Origin of the sequence: Pseudomonas sp. YuFO20 (genome assembly GCF_035064975.1) — a bacterium.
GTDB classification, from domain to species: domain Bacteria; phylum Pseudomonadota; class Gammaproteobacteria; order Pseudomonadales; family Pseudomonadaceae; genus Aquipseudomonas; species Aquipseudomonas putida_AE.
Genome location: NZ_JAXDEO010000007.1, coordinates 55,922 through 71,222 on the forward strand (window position 1 = coordinate 55,922; position 15,301 = coordinate 71,222).

General features: G+C 61.6%; 16 protein-coding genes. 13 read left to right on the forward strand and 3 right to left on the reverse strand.

Going from position 1 to position 15,301, the window contains the following annotated elements:
- Positions 1 to 66: 66 nt before the first annotated feature.
- Entirely contained in the window at positions 67 to 765 is a 699-nt protein-coding gene (locus tag SOP85_RS05900; RefSeq protein WP_274074452.1) for a DNA-3-methyladenine glycosylase, read from the reverse strand.
- 189 nt (positions 766 to 954) lie between these two features.
- On the opposite strand from SOP85_RS05900, the gene SOP85_RS05905 reads away from it, so the two are divergent.
- The 13 genes from SOP85_RS05905 to SOP85_RS05965 all read left to right on the forward strand — a co-directional run bounded on the left by SOP85_RS05905 (position 955) and on the right by SOP85_RS05965 (position 13,543).
- Positions 955 to 2,226: a glutamate-5-semialdehyde dehydrogenase gene (locus SOP85_RS05905; RefSeq protein ID WP_323626381.1), complete on the forward strand. Its 1,272-nt coding sequence runs from the start codon at positions 955 to 957 to the stop codon at positions 2,224 to 2,226.
- A gap of 1 nt (position 2,227) precedes the next feature.
- Positions 2,228 to 2,917 carry a nicotinate-nucleotide adenylyltransferase gene (nadD, locus tag SOP85_RS05910; RefSeq protein WP_323626382.1) on the forward strand — a complete coding sequence of 230 codons (690 nt, stop codon included), beginning with the start codon at positions 2,228 to 2,230 and terminating at the stop codon, positions 2,915 to 2,917.
- A 73-nt stretch (positions 2,918 to 2,990) separates the two neighbouring features.
- Positions 2,991 to 3,485 carry a ribosome silencing factor gene (gene rsfS / locus SOP85_RS05915; protein ID WP_008065972.1) on the forward strand — a complete coding sequence of 165 codons (495 nt, stop codon included), beginning with the start codon at positions 2,991 to 2,993 and terminating at the stop codon, positions 3,483 to 3,485.
- Between the two features lie 9 nt (positions 3,486 to 3,494).
- Positions 3,495 to 3,962 carry a 23S rRNA (pseudouridine(1915)-N(3))-methyltransferase RlmH gene (rlmH, locus tag SOP85_RS05920; RefSeq protein WP_007937439.1) on the forward strand — a complete coding sequence of 156 codons (468 nt, stop codon included), beginning with the start codon at positions 3,495 to 3,497 and terminating at the stop codon, positions 3,960 to 3,962.
- Between the two features lie 10 nt (positions 3,963 to 3,972).
- Positions 3,973 to 5,868: a penicillin-binding protein 2 gene (gene mrdA, locus SOP85_RS05925; protein ID WP_274074455.1), complete on the forward strand. Its 1,896-nt coding sequence runs from the start codon at positions 3,973 to 3,975 to the stop codon at positions 5,866 to 5,868.
- Between the two features lie 31 nt (positions 5,869 to 5,899).
- Complete coding sequence (gene rodA / locus SOP85_RS05930) at positions 5,900 to 7,003, forward strand: rod shape-determining protein RodA (protein ID WP_274074601.1); 1,104 nt, start codon at positions 5,900 to 5,902, stop codon at positions 7,001 to 7,003.
- Between the two features lie 17 nt (positions 7,004 to 7,020).
- On the forward strand, positions 7,021 to 8,031 hold the full coding sequence (mltB, locus tag SOP85_RS05935) for a lytic murein transglycosylase B (protein ID WP_274074456.1): 1,011 nt from the start codon (positions 7,021 to 7,023) through the stop codon (positions 8,029 to 8,031).
- Positions 8,031 to 9,038 (forward strand): septal ring lytic transglycosylase RlpA family protein, encoded by a 1,008-nt coding sequence (locus tag SOP85_RS05940; RefSeq protein WP_274074457.1) that lies wholly within the window; start codon positions 8,031 to 8,033, stop codon positions 9,036 to 9,038. The genes mltB and SOP85_RS05940 overlap by 1 nt, the downstream gene beginning before the upstream one ends.
- Before the next feature lie 196 nt (positions 9,039 to 9,234).
- Positions 9,235 to 10,392 carry a D-alanyl-D-alanine carboxypeptidase family protein gene (locus SOP85_RS05945; protein WP_274074458.1) on the forward strand — a complete coding sequence of 386 codons (1,158 nt, stop codon included), beginning with the start codon at positions 9,235 to 9,237 and terminating at the stop codon, positions 10,390 to 10,392.
- 85 nt (positions 10,393 to 10,477) lie between these two features.
- Positions 10,478 to 10,753, forward strand: coding sequence for a DUF493 domain-containing protein (locus tag SOP85_RS05950; RefSeq protein ID WP_020798754.1), 276 nt, complete (start codon positions 10,478 to 10,480; stop codon positions 10,751 to 10,753).
- Entirely contained in the window at positions 10,753 to 11,400 is a 648-nt protein-coding gene (gene lipB, locus SOP85_RS05955; RefSeq protein WP_274074459.1) for a lipoyl(octanoyl) transferase LipB, read from the forward strand. The genes SOP85_RS05950 and lipB overlap by 1 nt, the downstream gene beginning before the upstream one ends.
- Before the next feature lies 1 nt (position 11,401).
- Entirely contained in the window at positions 11,402 to 12,424 is a 1,023-nt protein-coding gene (gene lipA / locus SOP85_RS05960; protein WP_406591207.1) for a lipoyl synthase, read from the forward strand.
- A gap of 171 nt (positions 12,425 to 12,595) precedes the next feature.
- Positions 12,596 to 13,543 (forward strand): S66 peptidase family protein, encoded by a 948-nt coding sequence (locus tag SOP85_RS05965; RefSeq protein WP_323626383.1) that lies wholly within the window; start codon positions 12,596 to 12,598, stop codon positions 13,541 to 13,543.
- Positions 13,544 to 13,692: 149 nt separating this feature from the next.
- Here SOP85_RS05965 and SOP85_RS05970 read toward each other — a convergent pair whose 3' ends face one another.
- Both SOP85_RS05970 and arfA read right to left on the reverse strand, forming a co-directional pair.
- A complete protein-coding gene (locus SOP85_RS05970; RefSeq protein WP_274074461.1) occupies positions 13,693 to 15,015 on the reverse strand; it encodes a lytic murein transglycosylase in 1,323 nt (440 codons plus the stop codon).
- 62 nt (positions 15,016 to 15,077) lie between these two features.
- Positions 15,078 to 15,242, reverse strand: coding sequence for an alternative ribosome rescue factor ArfA (gene arfA, locus SOP85_RS05975; protein WP_056855798.1), 165 nt, complete (start codon positions 15,240 to 15,242; stop codon positions 15,078 to 15,080).
- Positions 15,243 to 15,301: the final 59 nt, after the last annotated feature.

Genomic DNA, 15,301 nt, shown 5'->3' on the forward strand with positions numbered 1-15,301 from the left:
GCGTTGATGTCGACTGACCCGGTGCATTCGCGAGCAAGCTCGCTCCCACAATGGATCATTCCATAGTCAGGTCAGCACCAGATAATCGCGACCTTCGACCTGGCCCCGTCGCAGCGGGTTCCGCGTGCAATAGGCGGCATAGGCCGCGTCGACGAAGCGGTACATCAGGTGCTCGTCGCGTCCATGGGGAATGCCCAGGCGGGTGGCCTGGATGATGTGGGCTGGGGTCTGTCCGACATCCTCCACCAGTAAAATTTCATGATCGAAGCGCTTGGCGTCCCATACCGGCACCTTCAAGCCCAGCGACTTGCAGAGCAGTGTCTGACCCGCGCAGAGCTTTTGCGAGGGGCGAGGGCGGCCTTGGGCGTCGGGGTTGTTCAACAACATCTGCGCAAGGCTCGCCGACCCGCTCAACTCGTCGACCCAGGGGTAGGCGGATTTGATCAGCACGGCATTGCCCGGCCCTTGGGCGCTGAAGTTGAGTGAATCGCCGCCGCGAGCGTAGTACATATAGATATGCCCGCCATCCAGAAACAAAGCCTTACGCTTTTCTGTGTAGCCGAGGGAGGCGTGACTGCCTTTTTCTGCGCAGTAATAGGCTTCTGTCTCGATGATCCGCGCGCTGAGCCACAGATCGCCGACCCGATGGCGGATGACTTTTCCGAGTAGATCGCGGGCGAGAACTTGCGCGTCGCGGTCGAAAAACGCGTCCGGAAGGCCCTTGGGCAGGCCCTCGGCGGAGGCGCGAACAGTCAGGTTAGTCATGATGAACGGCGTTTATCAGGGCTGAGTGAGTCGTGATGATAACAATTTGCAGCTTAATCCCGGCTGAACGTCGGCAAATTGCCCTCGATTTCGACCATCCGCCCGTCACCGCTGTTAGTCGGCGGACGCGACAGCTATAATCTGCCGCTTTACTCTTTACCAAGACCTTAGCAAAGACCACTCCAGACCATGACTGAGTCCGTTCTTGACTACATGACCCGCCTGGGTCGCGCTGCCCGCGAGGCTTCCCGCGTGATCGGCCGTGCCAGCACCGCGCAGAAAAACCGCGCGCTGCAGGCGGCTGCCAATGCGCTGGATGCAGCCCGCGGCGAATTGACCGCGGCCAATGAGCTGGACCTGGCGGCTGGTCGCGCCAATGGTCTGGAGCCGGCCCTGCTCGAGCGTCTGGCGCTGACCCCGGCGCGTATCGACGGCATGATCGTTGGCCTGCGCCAGGTCGCGGCGTTGCCCGACCCGGTCGGCGCGATCCGCGACATGAGCTATCGCCCGTCGGGTATCCAGGTGGGCAAGATGCGCGTCCCGCTTGGCGTGATCGGGATCATCTACGAGTCACGGCCGAATGTGACCATCGATGCGGCCAGCCTGTGCCTGAAGTCTGGCAACGCGACCATCCTGCGCGGCGGCTCCGAAGCCATTCATTCCAATCGTGCCATCGCCGCCTGCATCCAGCGCGGCCTGGCCGAGGCCGATCTGCCGGCCGCCGTGGTGCAAGTGGTGGAAACCACTGATCGCGCTGCCGTTGGTGCGCTGATCAGCATGCCTGAATACGTCGACGTCATTGTGCCCCGTGGTGGCCGTGGCCTGATCGAGCGCGTCAGTCGGGATGCCCGGGTGCCGGTGATCAAGCACCTGGACGGTATCTGCCACGTTTTCGTGAGCGAGCACGCCGACCTGGCGAAAGCCCAGCGCATCGCGTTCAACGCCAAGACTTACCGCTACGGCATCTGCGGGGCGATGGAGACGCTGCTGGTCGATCAAATCGTTGCCAAAGATTTCCTGCCGGCGATGGCGGCCCAGTTCCGCGAAAAAGGCGTCGAACTGCGCGGCTGCGAGCGTACCCGGGCAATCATCGACGCCGTGCCGGCCGCGCAAGAGGACTGGAGCACCGAGTACCTGGCGCCCATCCTGTCGATCCGCGTGGTCGACGGGCTTGACCAGGCGATCGAGCACATCAACCATTTTGGCTCCCATCACACCGATTCGATTGTCAGCGAACACCAGGGCGACACCCGGCGTTTCGTGGCTGAAGTCGATTCTTCGTCGGTGATGATCAACACCCCGACCTGCTTCGCCGATGGCTTCGAATACGGATTGGGTGCCGAGATCGGCATTTCTACTGATAAGCTGCACGCCCGCGGCCCGGTCGGTCTCGAAGGTCTGACCTGCGAGAAGTACATCGTGGTCGGTGATGGCCAGTTGCGCGGACAGGAGCCGGTCTGACTTGGGCGACCTCGACCCGTCAGCCCCGGTCACCGCCAGCGCGCCTGCACCTCGACGCATCGGCGTACTGGGCGGGACCTTCGATCCGGTGCACATCGGCCATTTGCGGGGTGCGCTGGAAGTCGCCGAATCGCTGGCGCTCGATGAACTGCGCCTGACACCCAGTGCCAGGCCGCCCCATCGGGGTACGCCGCAGGTGTCGGCGAAAGACCGTCTGGCGATGGTCGAATGCGCGGTGGCCGGTGTGGCACCGTTGGTGGTGGACGACCGCGAATTGCAGCGGGACAAACCGTCCTACACCATTGATACCCTGGAGTTGATGCGTGCCGAAATGCCCGCCGAGACCCAGGTTTTTCTGCTTTTGGGCTGGGACGCATTTTGCGGCCTGCCCACTTGGCACCGCTGGGAAGAGTTGCTCCAGCATTGCCATATCCTGGTGTTGCAACGCCCGGATGCCGACAGCGAACCGCCGGATGCCTTGCGCAACCTGCTGGCAGCGCGCTCGGTGAGCGACCCGCTGGCCCTCAAGGGGCCGAGCGGACAGATTGCATTCGTCTGGCAGACACCGCTCGCGGTATCCGCCACCCAGATCCGTCAACTGCTGGCCAGCGGTAAGTCGGTACGTTTCCTGGTGCCCGACGCGGTCCTGGCCTACATCGATGCGCACGGACTTTACCGTGCGTCGAACTGAATAGGAGTGCTTCAAGGCACGTGGCAACAACGTGTACCGAAGCGCCCGAACATACGAGCAAAACGAGTTTTATATGACGAGCAACAACGAAAGCAAAGTTAAACGCAAAGGCACGTTCAAGAGCGCTCCGCTGCCTGAGAAGGTACTGGCTGCCGAACCGCCAAAAGGCGACGAGCTGGTCAAGATCGCCGTAGCCGCCCTGGAAGACGTCAAGGCCCAGGACGTGCTGGTGATCGATGTTCGCGACAAGCAGAGCATCACTGACTACATGATCATCGCCACTGGTACCTCCAACCGCCAGATCGGCGCGATGCTGGACAAGGTTCGCGAAGCCGTCAAAGCCCTGGGCATCAAGCCGCTGGGTGAAGAAGGCAAGGGCGACAGCGACTGGGTGCTGTTGGACATGGACGACGTGATCGTTCACATGATGACCTCCAATGCCCGCCAGTTCTACGACCTGGAGCGCCTGTGGAAAGGTGCCGAGCAGAGCCGTGCCGCTGATGGCAAACACCACAGCCCTGAAGTCGGTCATGAGCATTTCACCAAGCTCAACAAAGACCAGGAATAAGGAACGGCTGTGCGACTGCGACTGATCGCCGTCGGTTCCCGCATGCCCAAGTGGGTGGAAGAAGGCTGGCATGAATATGCCAAGCGTCTTCCGTCCGAATTGGCGCTGGAACTGGTGGAAATACCGCTCAATACCCGTGGCAAGAACGCCGACGTGGCGCGCTTCATCCGTCAGGAAGGCGAAGCCATGCTGGCCAAGGTCGGGCCAAACGAGCGCGTTGTCACCCTCGAAGTCCACGGCAAGCCCTGGAGCACCGAGCAGCTGGCGGTCGAGCTCGATCGCTGGCGGCTGGACTCGCGCACGGTCAACTTCATGGTTGGCGGCCCCGAAGGGCTGGCACCGGAAGTCTGCGCCCGTGCCGATCAGCGCTGGTCGCTATCACCGCTGACGTTGCCGCACCCGCTGGTGCGCATCCTCATCGGCGAGCAGCTGTATCGTGCCTGGACAGTGCTGTCCGGTCACCCCTACCACAAGTAGTTGCGCCCTCATGTCCCAACCGATCCGCATCAAGGACCACGAAAAAGACGCCCGTCTGGTGCGTGGCCGCGTCGTGTTCGGTGCCATTGCAGTGGTGCTGCTCATTGGGGTGCTGATCGCGCGCCTGTATTTCCTGCAGGTCATCCAGTACGAATACCACTCGACCCTGTCGGAAAACAACCGCGTCCATGTGCAGCCGATTCCGCCGACCCGCGGCTTGATTTTCGACCGCAACGGCGTGGTGATTGCCGACAACCGACCCAGCTTCAGCCTGAGCATGACCCGCGAGCGCTCTGGCGATTGGCAGCAAGTGCTCGATGTGATCGTCGAAGTGCTGGAGCTGACGCCCGAGGATCGGGTGATTTTCGAGAAGCGCATGCGCCAGGGGCGACGGCCGTTCGAGCCGGTGCCGATCCTGTTTGAACTGACCGAAGAGCAGATCGCCCGCATTGCCGTTAATCAATTCCGCCTGCCCGGGGTGGAAGTGGTCGCGCAACTGGTCCGTCACTATCCGCAGGGTGCGCACTTTGCCCACTCGGTGGGTTACATGGGGCGGATCAACGAGAAAGAGTTGAAGTCGCTCGATCCGGTCAATTACAGCGGCACCCATCACATCGGCAAAACCGGCATCGAACGTTTCTACGAGCCGGAACTGCACGGCCAGGTGGGTTACGAGGAAGTCGAGACCAACGCCCGCGGACGCGTATTGCGGGTGCTCAAGCGTACCGAACCGATTTCCGGCAAGGACATCGTCCTGAGCATGGATATCAAGTTGCAGGAAGCCGCTGAAGCCGCGCTTGGCGGGCGTCGTGGCGCGGTGGTGGCGCTGGACCCGAAAACCGGCGAGGTGCTGGCGATGGTCAGCCAGCCGAGCTTCGACCCGAACCTGTTCGTCACCGGCATCAGTTTCAAGGCCTATTCCGAGCTGCGCGACTCCATCGACCGGCCGCTGTTCAATCGTGTCCTGCGTGGCCTTTATCCGCCGGGTTCGACCATCAAGCCGGCGGTAGCGATCGCGGGGCTGGACGCGGGCGTGGTGACCGCGTCATCCCGGGTGTTCGACCCGGGTTACTACATGCTGCCCAACTACGATCACAAATACCGCAACTGGAACCGTACCGGTGACGGCTTTGTCGACCTGGATACGGCGATCATGCGGTCCAACGATACCTACTTCTATGACCTGGCCCACAAGCTGGGGATCGATCGGTTGTCGGCGTACATGACCAAGTTCGGCATTGGCCAGAAGGTCTCCCTGGACATGTTCGAAGAATCGCCGGGGCTGATGCCGACCCGCGAATGGAAGCGAGCGACCCGCCGACAGGCGTGGTTCCCGGGGGAAACGCTGATCCTGGGGATCGGCCAGGGCTACATGCAGTCGACGCCATTGCAGCTGGCCCAGGCCACGGCACTGGTGGCCAACAAAGGCGTGTGGAACCGACCACACCTGGCCAAGACCATCGAAGGCGAGAAGCCGGTGGACGAGAACCCGATGCCGGACATCATCCTGCGCGATCCGTCGGACTGGACGCGGGTCAACCATGGCATGCAGCAGGTCATGCACGGCGCCCGGGGCACCGCGCGCAAGGCCTCGATCGGTGCGCAGTACCGGATTGCCGGCAAGAGTGGTACCGCCCAGGTGGTGGCGATCAAGCAAGGCGAGAAGTACGACCGTTCCAAGGTCCAGGAGCGTCATCGCGACCACGCCCTGTTCGTTGGTTTCGCCCCGGCCGACGATCCGAAGATCGTGGTGTCGGTGATGGTCGAGAACGGTGAATCCGGCTCCGGCGTGGCCGCGCCGGTGGTGCGTCAAGTCATGGACGCCTGGCTGCTGGGCCAGGACGGTCGCCTGAAGCCCGAATACGCCGCCCCAATCAGTGCAGAGGCAACCGCCCGTGATGAATAATTTTGATCGCATGCTCTCCAGCGAGGATGTGATGCGTCGTCGTGCAACGCTGCTGCAGCGCCTGCACATCGACGGCCCGCTACTGATCCTGCTGCTGACCCTGGCTGCCGGCAGCCTGTTCGTGCTGTATTCGGCCAGTGGCAAGAGCTGGGATTTGCTGGCCAAGCAGGCGACGTCGTTCGGCATCGGCCTGGTGTCGATGATCGTTATCGCTCAGTTCGAACCGCGGTTCATGGCGCGCTGGGTGCCGGTCGGTTATGTGATCGGCGTGCTTTTGCTGGTCGTGGTTGATGTCATGGGCCACAACGCCATGGGCGCCACGCGCTGGATCAATATTCCCGGCGTCATACGCTTCCAGCCTTCGGAATTCATGAAGATCCTGATGCCGGCGACCATTGCCTGGTACCTGTCCAAGCGCACCTTGCCGCCGCAGCTCAAGCATGTCGGCATCAGCCTGATGCTGATCGGCATCCCGTTCATTCTCATCGTGCGCCAACCGGATCTCGGCACCTCGCTGCTGATCCTGGCCGGCGGCGCCTTCGTGCTGTTCATGGGGGGACTGCGCTGGCGCTGGATTGTCAGTGTGCTGGCGGCCGCCGTGCCCGTGGCGATCGCCATGTGGTTCTTCATCATGCACGACTACCAGAAACAGCGGATCCTGACCTTCCTCGACCCTGAAAGCGATCCGTTGGGTACCGGCTGGAACATCATTCAGTCCAAGGCTGCGATCGGTTCCGGCGGCGTGTTCGGCAAGGGCTGGTTGCTGGGCACCCAGTCACACCTGGATTTCCTCCCGGAAAGCCACACCGACTTCATCATCGCGGTGCTGGGGGAGGAGTTCGGCCTGGTGGGCATTTGCGCGCTGTTGCTGATCTACCTGCTGTTGATCGGTCGCGGGCTGGTGATTACCGCCCAGGCGCAGACCTTGTTCGGCAAATTGCTGGCGGGGGCCTTGACCATGACATTTTTTGTGTATGTTTTCGTCAATATCGGTATGGTCAGCGGCCTGTTGCCGGTGGTGGGGGTGCCGTTGCCGTTCATTAGCTACGGAGGAACTTCGCTGGTGACGCTGCTGTCAGCGTTTGGGGTTTTGATGTCGATCCATACCCATCGCAAGTGGATCGCGCAGGTTTGAATAAGGTGAAGAGTTCAATGCAAGCAATGCGTGGCTGGGCGACTCGGTACGCGCCATGGGTCGGCCTGGTAAGCATCCTTGGCACTGCGCAACAAGCGTTGGCCGGCGATTACGACGGCTCGCCACAAGTGGCCGAGTTCGTCGGTGAGATGACCCGCGACTATGGTTTCGCCGGTGAGCAACTGATGGGCGTGTTCCGCGAGGCGCAGCGCAAGCAGTCGATCCTGGATGCCATTTCGAAACCGGCCGAACGGGTCAAGCAGTGGAACGAATATCGGCCGATGTTCATTACCGATGCGCGGATTGCCCGTGGCGTCGACTTCTGGCGTCAGCATGAGGCCGTGCTGGCCCGTGCCGAGCAGGAATACGGCGTACCGGCGCAGGTGATCGTCTCGATTATCGGTGTTGAGACCTTTTTTGGCCGCAATACCGGCAATTTCCGGGTAATTGATGCCTTGTCGACCCTCGGTTTCGACTATCCTCCCCGTGCCGAATTTTTCCGCAAGGAATTGCGTGAGTTCCTGCTGCTGGCCCGGGAAGAGCAGGTCGACCCACTGACCCTCAAGGGCTCCTACGCCGGCGCCATGGGCTTGCCGCAGTTCATGCCGAGCAGCTTTCGCGCCTATGCGGTGGACTTCGACGGAGACGGCCACATCAATATCTGGAACAACCCGGACGATGCCATTGGCAGCGTCGCCAGCTATTTCAAGCGCCACGGCTGGGTTGCCGGCGAGCCGGTGGTCAGCCGCGCCGACGTGCGCGGCGAACAGGTGGACGATGGTTTGACCGCCGGTATCGAGCCGACTAAAACCGTTGGAGAGTTGCGGGCCCTGGGCTGGTCAAGTCATGATGCGCTGCGCGATGATATGCCGGTTACCGCATTCCGCCTGGAAGGCGACAATGGCCCTGAATACTGGATGGGCCTGAAGAATTTCTACGCGATCACGCGATATAACCGCAGCGTGATGTACGCCATGGCCGTACATCAACTGTCTGAACAGCTGGTCCAAGCACGGGGCGTCAAGTAATGCGGGCATTGCCTATGAATAAACCCCTGAAGCTGATGGCATTTGCCGCGTTGGCAGTGCTGGTTGCCAGTTGTTCTACCAGCCGCGCGCCGGCGCAGAAGACTACCACCGCCGTGCGCTCGACGCCGGGGCTGGACATCAACCGTGCCCACAAGGATGGCGCGCCATGGTGGGACGTCGACGTTTCCCGCATCCCGGACGCCACGCCAACCCTGCACACCGGCCCATACAAGGCCAACCCGTACACGGTGCTGGGCAAGACTTACTTCCCGTTGCAAGAGTCCAAGACCTACGTGCAGTCGGGTACGGCGTCCTGGTACGGCACCAAATTCCACGGTCAGAACACCGCCAACGGCGAAGTCTATGACCTGTACGGCATGAGTGCCGCGCACAAGACATTGCCACTGCCAAGTTACGTCCGGGTGACCAACCTGGACAACAACAAGAGCGTGATCCTGCGCGTTAACGATCGCGGCCCGTTCTATTCGGACCGGATCATCGACTTGTCCTATGCGGCTGCGAAGAAGCTCGGTTACGCCGAAACCGGCACCGCGCGGGTCAAGGTCGAAGGCATCGACCCGCAGCAATGGTGGGCCGCCAAAGGCCGTCCGGCGCCATTGATGCTCAATGAGCCGAAAGTCGCGCAGAATAGCGCCCCGGTAATCACGGCCTCGGCCGGTACCGTCGAGCAATGGACGCCACCGCCGCAGCAACACGCCGCCGCCGTTGTCCCGGTACAAGTGGATGCAAAAAAAAACGCTTCTGCATCAGCGTCTGGCCAGTATCTGCAGGTGGGCGCGTTCGCCAACCCGGACGCTGCCGAACTGCTGAGGTCCAAGCTCAGCGGGATGGTGAGCGCTCCGGTGTTCATCAGCTCGATCGTGCGCAATCAACAGACACTGCATCGGGTGCGCCTGGGGCCGATCGGTTCGCCGGGTGAAATCCAGCAAGTGCAGAACAGTGTGCGGCTGGCTAATCTCGGTTCGCCGAGCGTAGTGACCGAGTAAGCCACTGAGTAATACGTAGAACTTGATTGACGGTTCATCTGCGGTTTTGGGGGGTGAACCAGGTTGTTGGCTCGTTGAAGAACAAAAGCCCGGCAAGGGTTACTGAGTGAGCAGCTGAACACGCGACGGCCCGTTAGAAGGCTGTCTGAATAGTTTTGCCCTCGGGCAAGTTTCCATTAGCGATTTCGAGAGACGGATGAACATCACCACCTTTGCCAAACGCCTGTGCCTTCTAGTCCCGCTGCTCCTCTCGCCTGCCGCATTCGCGGTCGAGATGATGCCGTCGCCACCGCAACTGGCCGCCAAGGCCTACGTGCTCATGGACGCCAGCAGCGGCAACGTGCTGGTCGAAAACAATGGTGACCAGCGTCTGCCGCCAGCCAGCCTGACCAAGCTGATGACCGCGTACATCGCGACCCTCGAAATCCGTCGCGGCCAGATCGGTGAAAACGATCCGGTGACCGTCAGCGAAAACGCCTGGCGTACCGGCGGCTCGCGGATGTTCATCAAGGTCGGCTCGCAGGTAACTGTCAGCGACCTGCTGCACGGCATCATCATCCAGTCGGGTAACGACGCCAGCGTTGCGCTGTCCGAGCACATCGCCGGCAGCGAAGACGCGTTCGCCGACATGATGAACAAGACCGTGGCTGACCTGGGCATGACCAACAGCCACTTCATGAACCCGACCGGCCTGCCGAACCCCGAGCACTACTCGTCGGCTCACGACATGGCCGTGCTGGCCCGCGCGATCATCCACGAAGACCCGGCTCACTATGCGATCTACTCGCAGAAAGAGTTCTTCTGGAACGGCATCAAGCAACCGAACCGCAACCTGCTGCTGTGGCGTGACAAGACCGTTGACGGTCTGAAAACCGGTCACACCGACGAAGCCGGCTACTGCATGGTGTCTTCGGCCGTACGTGATGGCATGCGCCTGATCGCCGTGGTGTTCGGCACCAACAGCGAAGTGGCTCGCGCCGCCGAAACCCAGAAGCTGCTGACCTACGGTTTCCGCTTCTTCGAAACCCAGACCTTCTATCAGAAGGGCACCGAGCTGGCCCAGGCTCCGGTCTGGAAAGGCGCCACCAACCAGATCAAGGCAGGCCTGGCTCAAGACCTGACCATGACCCTGCCAAAAGGCCAGCTGAAAAAGCTCGCCGCCAGCATGACCATGAACCCGCAGTTGGTTGCGCCAATCGCCAAGGGCGACGTGATCGGCAAAGTCGAAGTCAAACTGGAAGACAAGGTGGTGCACAGCGCCGACCTGATCGCTCTGGATGGCGTCGAAGAGGGTGGTATCTTCCGTCGCATGTGGGATAGCATCCGTCTATTCTTCTACGGCTTGTTCAACTGATAGTGTGCACCAGCATGGCCCCCGCGCTGATCCGGCGTGGGGCTATGCCCGTCGCCACGGCTTACGCTTACGAGGCCGTTACGCCATGACCGATACCGAAGTAAAGGCGCCCAAGATCGAATTCCCCAACGTTGATTACCCGGTTAAGGTGATCAGCGATACTGGTGTGGGCAACAAGGACAAGATCATCGCGATCGTCAAGAAACACGCGACGATCAACCATGACCGCGTGGATGAGCGCCAGAGCACCAACGGCAAATACACCACCATCCAGTTGCACATCGTCGCGACCGACCAGGACCAGCTGTACAACATCAACAGCGAACTGCGAGCCACCGGTTTCGTGCACATGGTGCTGTGATGTCCGCCGCGGTGGGTTTTCGCGAGCTTGGCCAGATGGCTTACGAGCCGGTCTGGCATGCCATGCAGCGCTTCACCAACGAACGCGGCAGCGATGCCGCCGACGAGATCTGGCTGGTCGAACACCCGCCGGTCTTCACTCAGGGCCAGGCCGGCAAGGCCGAGCACTTGCTGCTGCCGGGCGATATCCCGGTGGTGCAGGTTGATCGCGGTGGCCAGGTGACGTATCACGGGCCCGGGCAACTGGTGGCCTACCTGTTGCTGGACGTACGCAAGCTGGGTTTCGGCGTACGCGACCTGGTAAGTCGCATGGAGGCATGCCTGATCGAACTGCTCGCCAGTTACGGCGTGACCGCCGCGGCCAAGCCGGATGCGCCGGGCGTGTACGTCGATGGCGCGAAAATCGCTTCCCTGGGTCTGCGGATCCGCCACGGTTGTTCCTTTCATGGCCTGGCCCTGAACGTGGACATGAACCTGGAACCGTTTCGACGGATTAATCCCTGCGGCTACGCCGGGCTGGCGATGACCCAGCTGAGCGATCACGCAGGATCGATTGAATTTGCCGAGGTAAGTGCCCGGCTGCGCGCGCAGCTCGTCAAACACCTCGACTATGCTGAGCAGACGACCCTCACGGGCGGAATCGACTGATATGACTACTGATGCAGTGCAAACCATGATCCCGACGCTCGATGTCACCGAGCGCCCGGCCCCGCGTGCCAAGGTTGAAGCCGGCGTCAAGCTGCGCGGCGCCGAGAAGGTTGCACGCATCCCGGTAAAGATCATTCCGACCACCGAACTGCCGAAGAAGCCTGACTGGATTCGCGTACGTATCCCGGTCTCTCCGGAAGTCGACCGCATCAAGGCCTTGCTGCGCAAACACAAGCTGCACAGCGTGTGCGAAGAAGCGTCCTGCCCGAACCTGGGCGAGTGCTTCTCCGGCGGCACCGCGACCTTCATGATCATGGGTGACATCTGCACCCGTCGTTGCCCGTTCTGCGACGTCGGCCACGGCCGTCCGAAGCCACTGGACGTCAACGAGCCGCAAAGCCTGGCCATCGCCATCGCCGACCTGAAACTCAAGTACGTGGTGATCACCTCGGTCGACCGCGACGACCTGCGTGACGGCGGCGCCCAGCACTTTGCCGACTGCATCCGCGAGATCCGCAAGCTGTCGCCGAACGTACAGCTCGAAACCCTGGTTCCGGATTACCGTGGCCGCATGGACATCGCCCTGCAAATCACCGCCGCCGAGCCGCCGGATGTTTTCAACCACAACCTGGAAACCGTACCACGCCTGTACAAGGCTGCGCGTCCGGGTTCGGACTACCAGTGGTCGCTGACCCTGCTGCAACGCTTCAAGCAGATGATGCCGCACATTCCGACCAAGTCCGGCCTGATGCTGGGCCTGGGCGAAACCGACGAAGAAGTCATCGAAGTCATGAAGCGCATGCGCGAGCACGACATCGACATGCTGACCCTCGGCCAGTACCTGCAACCGTCGCGCAGTCACTTGCCGGTGCAGCGTTTCGTGCACCCGGACACCTTTGCCTGGTTCGCAGAGGAAGGTTACAAAATGGGCTTCAAGAACGTTGCTTCCGGCCCGCTGGTACGCTCTTCGTACCACGCCGACGAGCAGGCGAAGCTGGTCAAGGCCGAGTTGATGTCGTCCTGATTCGGCCATGAACAAACAGCCCGCAACGTTCAATCGGCCTTGCGGGCTTTTTTTGCCTTTCTCACAGGCACATCAGTCTTTTCCTGCGACTGCGAGACGCTTGATCCGCTTCTGTTTGTCTGCGTTCCTGACTAATGTGTGCTTGATGCTTTCACGCAGGGAGATCCATGGATGAACGCAAGACCTGACCCGACGCTCATTCCTCACACGCCTGTACCGGCCTTGCCGATGCAAGGGCTGATCGCTGTTATCGCGCCTGCAGGTCCGGCGGCGCTGGACACCAAGAAGGCCATCGCCTGGATGCGTGCTCGCGGTTATGCGCTGCGGATTTTTCCCGGGGTGTTCGAGAAGGACGGCTACCTGGCCGGCAGGGACGAGGTGCGACTCAATGACCTGCATGCCGCGTTCATGGATCCCGAGGTCGATGCGATCATTTGCCTGCGCGGCGGATACGGTACCCCGCGGTTGCTCGATCGCATCGATTTCCAGCTGCTGCGCCAAAACGCCAAGCCATTCATCGGCTATAGCGACATCACCGCGCTGCATCTGGCGATCAGCCGCTACGCGGGTTTCGTGACCTTCCACGGCCCGTTGCTCAACGCCGATCTGCTGGGCGAGCGGCTGCCGCCGACCGAATCCTCGTTCTTCAACATGCTCAGAGGGCAGTGCAGGGCCGGTATGGTGCTTGCCCATCCGGTTGGCCGCCCCTTGACGACAATCGTGCCGGGCGTCGCTTATGGGCGCCTTCTAGGCGGTAACCTGTCGATGATTGCCGCGACCATGGGCACGCCTTTCGAGATCGATGCCGCCGGTGTAATCCTGTTTATCGAAGACATCAACGAGCCGCTGTATCGCATCGACCGACTGCTGACCCATCTGCGGCTGGCGGGTGTGTTGCACAAGCTGCGTGGGGTCCTGGTGGGTGATATAGCGGGGGTAGAGGCACAGGCCCTGGATCGATTGCTGAAGCAGACCCTGGAACCGTTGTGCATCCCGGTGCTGTCCGGGTGGCGCAGCGGGCACTGCAATCCGAACCTGACGCTGCCGATGGGGGCGCTGGTGAAACTGGATGCGGGTAACCAGCAACTGGCGCTGGAACAAAACGTCGTAAGACGCTAAACCTCGCCCCCCCCCCCCGTGTAGGAGCGAGCTTGCTCGCGATGGACGTCAACGATAACGCGTGTTTACTGGCTAAACGCGGCGCCCTTGAGTCCATCGTCGGAACGCCGCCCGGAGCAAGCTCGCTCCTACAACAGTGGGTAAAGCCTTCAGCGGCTACGCAATCCTTCCAGCAACTTGTGCGTCGGATAACCATCCGCCGGCCAGCCAAAAGACTGCTGGGCGCTGCGGATCGCCTTGCGGGTATTGGCACCGATGATGCCGTCGGCAGTGCCCGCGTCGTAGTTCTGCGCACTCAGCAGGTTCTGCAGTTCGATCCGCTCGGTACGGCTCAGGGGCAGGTCATCCTTGGGCCAGGTGCCGCTGATCAACCCGGCGCCATTGAAGCGCTCAGCCAACAGGCTCACCGCGAGGGCGTAGGACGACGAGTTGTTGTACTTGAGAATCGCGCGGAAGTTGTCGAGCACCAGGAAGGCTGGGCCGCGATAGCCTGCCGGCAACAGTAGCGCCGCGGACAGTTGCTCGGAGCCAGCCGGGAACTGGCCGCCGTTGGGCAGCACCACGCCCAGTTGCCGCCATTCGGCGACGCTCTTGCGAATCGAGCCATCGGCGAGGATGTAGTTGAAACTGCCCGGCAGCTGCACTTCAAAGCCCCACGGCTGGCCTTTTTGCCAGCCGGAGCTTTGCAGGTAGTGGGCGGTCGACGCCAGGGCGTCGGTGGCGCTGCCCCAGATATCGCGTCGACCGTCGCCATCGAAGTCCACGGCGTGGGTATTGTAGGTGGTCGGGATGAACTGGGTCTGGCCCATGGCGCCCGCCCAGGAGCCCAGCATTTTCTCGGGTTCGATATCGCCTTGCTGGAGGATCTGCAGGGCGGCGATCAATTGCGCGTGGGCGAAACCGGGGCGGCGGCCTTCGTAGGCGAGGGTGGCCAGTGAGTTGATCACCGACTTGCTGCCCTGGAACTGGCCGAAGTTGCTTTCCATGCCCCATACCGCGACCAGTGCCTGGCGGTCGACGCCGTAGCGCTGTTCGATACTTTGCAGGATGCCGGCGTACTGCTCGACCAATGCCTGGCCTTTGCGAACCCGCAGCGGCGACAGGGCGCCATCGAGATATTCCCACACCGGTTTTGCGAATTCCGGTTGGCTGCGGTCGGCGCGGATCACGCTCGGGTCAACGCTGACATTGGCGAAGGCGCGGTCGAACAGGTCGGCACGGATGCCGGCGGCCAGGGCGTCCTTGCGAAAACCCGCCTGCCATTCGGCGAAAGTCTGGGTTGGCTGGATGTCGAGATTTTCACCGGTTGGAACCACGGGTGGAATGACCGCCGGGGCGGTGGCGACAGGCAGAGTCTGAATCGGCTGGGCGTCGGCGGCGGTGGGTTTTTCCGCGCAGGCGACTAGCAAGATGAGGCTGGAGGCAGCGATCAATTGGCGAAACTGCCAACGACGGGAAAGACAAAGGGGCATGCACGGGTCCAGGGAAAACGAATCAGGTATAGACCTTAACATGTTGAGCGGTTGCTTGCCTTTCAGGCCGCCAGAAAGTAAGAAGCCTCCCAGTTGTCAGACTGGAAGGCTTCGCGGCGGTAGCTGCCTTTACCCTTGCCGGCTCGTTCCTGTCGGCTGCGGAACAATGGCTGGGCGATGATGGATTTGGCCTTGTTGGGGCCGCGTTTGGACGGCTTTTTGCTCATGGTGGGCGCTCGCAAGTGAGGGTTTTTTGCGGGGCAAATCATCGGCCGAAGTTGGGCGG

Excerpts from the sequence above, each read along its gene's own strand:
- SOP85_RS05900 (WP_274074452.1), bottom strand. The coding sequence starts at position 765 with ATGACTAACCTGACTGTTCGCGCCTCCGCCGAGGGCCTGCCCAAGGGC.
- SOP85_RS05905 (WP_323626381.1), top strand. The coding sequence starts at position 955 with ATGACTGAGTCCGTTCTTGACTACATGACCCGCCTGGGTCGCGCTGCC.
- rsfS (WP_008065972.1), top strand. The coding sequence starts at position 2,991 with ATGACGAGCAACAACGAAAGCAAAGTTAAACGCAAAGGCACGTTCAAG.
- mrdA (WP_274074455.1), top strand. The coding sequence starts at position 3,973 with ATGTCCCAACCGATCCGCATCAAGGACCACGAAAAAGACGCCCGTCTG.
- rodA (WP_274074601.1), top strand. The coding sequence starts at position 5,900 with ATGCGTCGTCGTGCAACGCTGCTGCAGCGCCTGCACATCGACGGCCCG.
- mltB (WP_274074456.1), top strand. The coding sequence starts at position 7,021 with ATGCAAGCAATGCGTGGCTGGGCGACTCGGTACGCGCCATGGGTCGGC.
- SOP85_RS05940 (WP_274074457.1), top strand. The coding sequence starts at position 8,031 with ATGCGGGCATTGCCTATGAATAAACCCCTGAAGCTGATGGCATTTGCC.
- SOP85_RS05945 (WP_274074458.1), top strand. The coding sequence starts at position 9,235 with ATGAACATCACCACCTTTGCCAAACGCCTGTGCCTTCTAGTCCCGCTG.
- SOP85_RS05950 (WP_020798754.1), top strand. The coding sequence starts at position 10,478 with ATGACCGATACCGAAGTAAAGGCGCCCAAGATCGAATTCCCCAACGTT.
- lipB (WP_274074459.1), top strand. The coding sequence starts at position 10,753 with ATGTCCGCCGCGGTGGGTTTTCGCGAGCTTGGCCAGATGGCTTACGAG.
- lipA (WP_406591207.1), top strand. The coding sequence starts at position 11,402 with ATGACTACTGATGCAGTGCAAACCATGATCCCGACGCTCGATGTCACC.
- SOP85_RS05965 (WP_323626383.1), top strand. The coding sequence starts at position 12,596 with ATGAACGCAAGACCTGACCCGACGCTCATTCCTCACACGCCTGTACCG.
- SOP85_RS05970 (WP_274074461.1), bottom strand. The coding sequence starts at position 15,015 with ATGCCCCTTTGTCTTTCCCGTCGTTGGCAGTTTCGCCAATTGATCGCT.
- arfA (WP_056855798.1), bottom strand. The coding sequence starts at position 15,242 with ATGAGCAAAAAGCCGTCCAAACGCGGCCCCAACAAGGCCAAATCCATC.